The organism is Paraburkholderia sp. (assembly GCF_049581445.1).
GTDB lineage: Bacteria > Pseudomonadota > Gammaproteobacteria > Burkholderiales > Burkholderiaceae > Paraburkholderia.
Window position 1 is genome coordinate 1 of record NZ_JBAURZ010000182.1, and the last position, 3,311, is coordinate 3,311.

At 62.0% G+C, this 3,311-nt stretch carries 4 protein-coding genes and 1 pseudogene; 3 read left to right on the forward strand and 2 right to left on the reverse strand.

Going from position 1 to position 3,311, the window contains the following annotated elements:
- A pseudogene (locus WCA85_RS16305) lies at nucleotides 1-163 on the reverse strand (MATE family efflux transporter); the annotation flags it as partial.
- Nucleotides 164-318: 155 nt separating this feature from the next.
- Nucleotides 319-537 (reverse strand): RNA-binding S4 domain-containing protein, encoded by a 219-nt coding sequence (locus tag WCA85_RS16310; protein WP_424065568.1) that lies wholly within the window; start codon nucleotides 535-537, stop codon nucleotides 319-321.
- Between the two features lie 351 nt (nucleotides 538-888).
- Here WCA85_RS16310 and WCA85_RS16315 point away from each other — a divergent pair, with 351 nt between their 5' ends.
- The 3 genes from WCA85_RS16315 to WCA85_RS16325 all read left to right on the forward strand — a co-directional run.
- Entirely contained in the window at nucleotides 889-1,341 is a 453-nt protein-coding gene (locus WCA85_RS16315) for a hypothetical protein (RefSeq protein WP_424065570.1), read from the forward strand.
- Between the two features lie 113 nt (nucleotides 1,342-1,454).
- Nucleotides 1,455-1,697 carry a hypothetical protein gene (locus WCA85_RS16320; protein WP_424065572.1) on the forward strand — a complete coding sequence of 81 codons (243 nt, stop codon included), beginning with the start codon at nucleotides 1,455-1,457 and terminating at the stop codon, nucleotides 1,695-1,697.
- A gap of 216 nt (nucleotides 1,698-1,913) precedes the next feature.
- On the forward strand, nucleotides 1,914-3,311 hold a 1,398-nt coding region (locus WCA85_RS16325), incomplete at its 3' end, for an ATP-dependent helicase (protein ID WP_424065573.1).

Below are 3,311 nucleotides of genomic sequence, written 5' to 3' on the forward strand. Positions count from 1 at the left end.
CGTCGGGGCCGAGCGAGCCGAGCAGGATCGTGTCGGTCACGCCCATGGCCATTTGCGACAGTTGGGCGATGGCAAGCGGAGCGGCGAGGCGGGCGGTGTCGGCGGCGTGGCGGGACAACGTAGGTGGTCGGGCGGCCACCCGGGAGAAGCCGGATTGCGTCATGAACGAGTGACGGCGCGGTCGGGGCTGCGCTGTCTTTTAGCAAAACAGACAGCTTATTGGGTAGGCGGTCTGTTGTCGATCTGAAAGCACGAATTTGGTGCGTTTCTTATCGGGAAGGCGGGAGGGGCGCTGAGAGCGGCGCGCCGCTTGCGGTCCTACGCGTCGTGCACGGCAATGCGAGTGTCACCAAGCAGCACGACCTGGCCTGCGCGGATTTTGCAGGTCTTACGCAGCTCAACCCGGCCATCCACCGTCACCGCGCCTTCGGCCACCATCAGCTTGGCGGAACCGCCGCTGTCGGCCAGTCCCGTAATCTTCAGGAGATTGTGCAGTTCGACGTAATCACCGGTCAGGGTGAAATCAAGATTGGGCATGGCGATTGCGGCTTGGGTGACGGGGTTCGCATCATAAGCCAGAAGGGGCTCCGGCACAGCGCCTTAGATTTTCCGACGCACTTTTGCCGGTCCGTGAGAGGCAACTCTAGGCTATTGCAAGTAAATGTTATGCAGTTGTCAGAAAATGAAACGTTGCGTAACAGGCGACGTTTTTCGCGAACCTCACTCGCAAAAGGCGGGTCTGTAGAAAAGCCTGCTGCATTTCAGCAAGGGCTGACGACAGGCCGGGTGATGGTGCCATGTGCCTGGCTTCAGGCACACCATGTATCCCGCGCACAAACGCAAGTATGTGCCGCCTGCGTCCTGACAACAAACCTAGAGAGGATAGCTATGACCCAGATTCGTTCGCTCCTGATCGGTACCGCCCTGACCGCTTTCGCCACCACCGGCGCTTTTGCGCAGTCCAACGCGCAACCGGACGCGGGGGCCACGGGAGCTATGACCCAGCAGCAAATGGCGCCCAGCGCAGACAACGCCGCGCAGGGTGCCCAGCCTGTGACGCCGGCTCCGCAGCGTCTGATTGCATCGGGTTCGACCGATCCGCTGGTGCAAAAGCGCAACGCGGATGCCAAGGCGAACGCGGAGTACAGCGCGTCGAAGAAGGCATCCAAGGAGCAACTGAAGGAGCAGCAACAGGCCGCCAAGGCTCAGTACAAGGAGCAGGTCCGCGACGCCAAGCTCAACAAGAAGGCTGACAAGCAGACTGCTAACAACGAAATGAAGATGAACATGCAGGGTCAGCCAACCGCTGCGCAGGATGATCCTTCGGACGTGAAACACTAAGCGCACCGGGCCGGCCGAGGCGGCGTATTGGGCGGCGAGCGCACCATTTGATACATCGCCCGCCGGTGCCTGTGGCCATCGCGGCCGCAGCGATCTCATCACGGAGGTATCTCATGAACACGAAAATCTACGCGGCGCTGATTGCGGGCTGTCTGTCGACGATGGCTATCGCGCAAAGCAACGACGCTTCAACTGCTCCGACTCACGCGGACAAGAAGGCCACCAAGGAACAGGCCAAGGCCAACAAGAAGGCCGATGTAGCACAGGCGAAGGCCGACAAGACGAAAACCGACGCCCAGGCCGATGCTGACAAGTCAGCCGCGGATGCCAGGGAGAAGGACGCTAAGAAGGAATAGCGGCTGGCGTGGTTCGGAAACTGCATATCATCAGAAGCGGCTCGCAGCGCCTTGGCGCTCGAGCCGCTTTTGTTTGCGGCGCGTTGTTCAACACGCTGCGCGACCTCATGGCGGGCCAGCATTAAAAAGGGTGCTTGTCGTCGCGGATTGTATGGATATACAGTATGCGGCGCCGATCCCAATTACCTTGCGCCTAACTGACCGATTCCGACCACCGTGCTTTCCGTTGCCGATTCCGTGCCCCCAGGGTCCTCCGGGCCGAGTGCATCACCCGACGCTGCCGGGTGGCTCGCCAAGCTCAATGACGCGCAACGCGAAGCCGTCGAATATGGCGCCGACCCGGCCAGCCAACCGTGCAGCGCGCTGCTCGTCATTGCCGGGGCGGGCTCGGGCAAGACCAATACGCTCGCGCATCGGGTGGCGAACCTGGTGGTCAAGGGTGCCGATCCGCGCCGTATTCTGCTGCTGACGTTTTCCCGGCGTGCCGCGTTGGAAATGACACGCCGGGTCACGCGTATCGCGACGCACGCGCTTGGCGCGCGTGCGGCCGTCGCGCAGGGACTCACATGGTCGGGCACGTTCCACGGTGTGGGTGCGCGTCTTTTACGCGAGTATGCCGACCTGATCGGCCTCGCGCCCACCTTCACGATCAACGACCGCGAAGACTCCGCCGATCTGATGAATCTGGTGCGGCACGAACTGGGGTTCTCGGCCAAGGAGCGGCGCTTTCCGTCCAAGGGCACCTGCTTTGCGATCTATTCCCGGGTGGTCAATACGGGGGCCGCGCTCGGGGACGTGCTGAATAGGGTGTTTCCGTGGTGCCGCGAATGGGAGGCCGACTTGCGCCTGTTGTTCGCCCGTTACGTGGAGTCCAAACAGAAGCAAAGCGTGCTCGACTATGACGACTTGCTGCTGTACTGGTCCATGATGGCCGAGGAGCCGACGATAGCCGCCGACCTCGCGGGCCGCTTCGATCATGTGCTGGTGGACGAGTATCAGGATACCAACCGGCTGCAGGCGTCGATCCTGCTCGCGCTGAAGCCCGATGGACGCGGACTGACGGTGGTGGGCGACGACGCCCAGTCGATCTATTCATTTCGTGGCGCAACGGTGCGCAACATCCTCGACTTCCCGAAGCACTTCAATCCGCCCGCCAAGCAGGTGACGCTGGAGCGCAACTACCGCTCGACGCAGCCCATTCTGGCTGCATCCAACGCGGTGATCGAACTCGCAGCCGAGCGCTTCACGAAGAACCTCTGGACCGATCAGGCCTGCGCGCAGCGTCCGCGTCTCGTGACCGTTGCAGACGAGGCAGATCAGGCGCGCTATGTGGTCGAGCAGGTGCTCGAAGCGCGCGAAGCAGGCATGAAGCTGAAAGCTCAGGCGGTGCTGTTTCGCGCCGCACACCACAGCGCCGCGCTCGAGATCGAGCTTACCCGGCGCAACATTCCTTTTGTGAAGTTTGGTGGGCTTAAGTTTCTCGATTCAGTGCATGTCAAAGACGTGCTTGCGGTGCTGCGCTGGGCGGAAAACCCGCGCGATCGCGTTGCCGGATTTCGGGTCACGCAGCTTCTGCCGGGTATTGGGCCGGCCACGGCTGCGCGGGTGCTCGAC